Raw genomic sequence first — 2,255 nt, 5'->3', positions numbered from 1 at the left:
GCCTGCGCCGGGTCCAGCGCCTTGTCCGCCGGCCAGCCGGCCGCGCGCGCCACCGCCTCGCGCAGCAACGGCGACACCGCCAGCGCGCAGGGCTGGGCCGGCAGCGCCGCGCAGTCGGCTTCGGCCACGTACACGCTCCAGCCGCTGAAGCCGGCGCCGTGCGAGCGCAGCGAATGCGGCTGGTGCGGCGGCACCCACACCGCGTCGCTAGCCGGCACCAGCCAGCGGCCGCGGCCGGTGCCGACGCTGAGCAGGCCGCGGTGGGCGCCGAACAACTGGCCGCGCGCGTGGGCGTGCTCGGGCGTGTCGCGCACGCCGGGCGCGCGCAGGCTCACGGCGAGGACGAACGGGGCATCGGCGGCGTCCAGGCGGGCGCGCGCCAGCAAGGGGTCGGACATTGGCCGCAACGCGATAGCGGATGGCCGCGGCAACGTAGCAGAGCCGGCGCGCGCGGCCCAGCATGGCATTCACCTCAACCGCCACAGGAACCGCCGCATGCGCGCCCAGGACGTTCTTCCCGATCACCGCAACGAAGTCCGCATCGGCGAGGTCGTCGCCCGCAAGGGCTCAGTCGCCGCGTTCCTGGCCAACGCGCGCGTGCTCGCCGACCCGGCCGCGCCGGCGCAGGCGCGCGCGCAGGCCGAACGCGACACCCGCGAACTGCTGCCGGCGCTGCGCGCGCTGGGCCTGTTCGAGGTGATGGAGCCGCGCGATCCGCAGCTGCGCGTTTGGCTGGACGCGCAGCCATAGGCGTCCCGGCAGGAAGCGGCTGCAGGAGCGACGCAAGTCGCGACCGCGCCACCGCAAACGCCGGCGCCGCATTCATCGTGCGGGCGAACATCCGGGGCCTTCGGTCGGTTGCGCCGGCGTGTGCGGCGGCGCGGTCGCGACTTGCGTCGCTCCTGCGGGGACGGGCGCGATCGCGTCGCGGCCGTGGTATTACATCGCCTCAGCCGCCGCCAGGAACGCCCATGTCCGTCGCCTCCCCCGCCCGCATCGCCGCTGCGCTGACCGAACTGTGGTCGCCGCGCGTCGTCGCCGAAGTCGACGATGCCTACGTCAAGGTCGCGCGCGTGCACGGCACCCTGGCCTGGCACGCGCACGCCGACGAGGACGAGTTGTTCTACGTGCTCAAGGGCCGCCTGCGCATCGAGATGGAGGCGCGCACGGTCGAACTCGGCGAAGGCGAGCTGTTCGTGGTGCCCAAGGGCGTGCGCCACAATCCGGTCGCCGACGAGGAATGCCACCTGCTGCTGATCGAACGCAAGAGCACCCGGCACACCGGCGATGAAGTCACCGACAAGACCCGCTCGCTCGCCGAACAGTTGCGGCCGCTGGAATGAGGCCGGTTCGCGACGCGCAGCGCACGCACCCGACCTGAGCCCGCGATCGCTCCGCGCCGGCCTTCGCTAGCGGCGCGGCGTCCGCGCCCGAAGCCTTTCGCCGCAACGTCGCACGCGGCGACCGCACAGGACGAACGCGCAAAAGAAAAGAGCGCGTCCCGTGGAACGCGCTCTTTGGTGCGGAGATGGCCGTCCTGCGCATGGCGCTATCCCGCGCCCTTTCCCCCGAACCGACGTCGTGTCGTAAGCCGACGTCCGTATCAGCGTGGGGCCATCTTCCGAACTCCCTTTTACACTTGCTACTCGCCGATTCGCCCATCCAGGCTACTTCCGGTCGCTCGAACACTTGTTCGATCCGGCAAGCTCTTGCAATCATTGGATCGATGAGGTCGCGACGACAGCGAAAGCGCACAGGCTCCGGCGTCTATCGCTCACCTGGCGAGCATCGGTAGCACATGGCAAAAACCCCTGAAATTTATGAGCAGGAGGTCACATGACGCCACAGCAGCGCATCCGCCTGGCGCGCCGCCATGCCGGCCTGTCGCAGGCCGCGCTCGGCGCCGCGGTCGGGGTCCAGCGCAGTGCGGTCGGGCACTGGGAATCGACCCAGGGCAAGTCGCCCAACGTCGCCCACCTGCGCGAAGTCGCGCTCGCCACCGGCGTGCAGTTCGAGTGGCTGGCCACCGGCCGCGGGCGCATGAACCTGTCGCAGGACACGGCGATGGATTCGGTCGCCGCCGCCGACGCTCTGCTGGTCGACGACTCGCTGGAATTGCGCCTGATCGCCGCGTTCCGCGAAGCGCCGGCGCGGGCGCGGGTGCCGCTGGTGGAACTCGCCGAGCAACTGGCGCAGTCGCGCACCGGCCGCAGCCGCGCGCTGGGCAAGGCCCGCGGCGGCGCGTGACCGCCGGC

Annotated in this window: 4 protein-coding genes; 3 read left to right on the top strand and 1 reads right to left on the bottom strand. The window is 71.8% G+C overall.

Annotated features, from left to right (window positions below; all coding sequences use genetic code 11):
• A partial coding sequence (locus A7A76_RS02190) for an AraC family ligand binding domain-containing protein (protein ID WP_206409662.1) occupies positions 1-398 on the bottom strand: 398 nt, incomplete at its 3' end.
• A 97-nt stretch (positions 399-495) separates the two neighbouring features.
• Here A7A76_RS02190 and A7A76_RS02185 point away from each other — a divergent pair.
• From A7A76_RS02185 to A7A76_RS02175, 3 genes are all read left to right on the top strand, one after another.
• Positions 496-750 carry a hypothetical protein gene (locus A7A76_RS02185; RefSeq protein ID WP_206409661.1) on the top strand — a complete coding sequence of 85 codons (255 nt, stop codon included), beginning with the start codon at positions 496-498 and terminating at the stop codon, positions 748-750.
• 221 nt (positions 751-971) lie between these two features.
• Positions 972-1,343 (top strand): cupin domain-containing protein, encoded by a 372-nt coding sequence (locus tag A7A76_RS02180; RefSeq protein ID WP_206409660.1) that lies wholly within the window; start codon positions 972-974, stop codon positions 1,341-1,343.
• Positions 1,344-1,836: 493 nt separating this feature from the next.
• Positions 1,837-2,247: a helix-turn-helix transcriptional regulator gene (locus A7A76_RS02175; RefSeq protein ID WP_206409659.1), complete on the top strand. Its 411-nt coding sequence runs from the start codon at positions 1,837-1,839 to the stop codon at positions 2,245-2,247.
• Positions 2,248-2,255 lie beyond the last annotated feature (8 nt).

The sequence above is a fragment of the Lysobacter enzymogenes genome (genome assembly GCF_017168095.1).
GTDB classification, from domain to species: domain Bacteria; phylum Pseudomonadota; class Gammaproteobacteria; order Xanthomonadales; family Xanthomonadaceae; genus Lysobacter; species Lysobacter enzymogenes_D.
The sequence above is the reverse complement of the archived record's forward strand: the minus strand, read 5'-3'. Positions and strand labels throughout refer to the sequence as shown.

Bases quoted from the DNA above. Each gene is read 5' to 3' on its own strand.
- A7A76_RS02175 (WP_206409659.1), top strand. From the start codon at position 1,837: ATGACGCCACAGCAGCGCATCCGCCTGGCGCGCCGCCATGCCGGCCTG.
- A7A76_RS02185 (WP_206409661.1), top strand. From the start codon at position 496: ATGCGCGCCCAGGACGTTCTTCCCGATCACCGCAACGAAGTCCGCATC.
- A7A76_RS02180 (WP_206409660.1), top strand. From the start codon at position 972: ATGTCCGTCGCCTCCCCCGCCCGCATCGCCGCTGCGCTGACCGAACTG.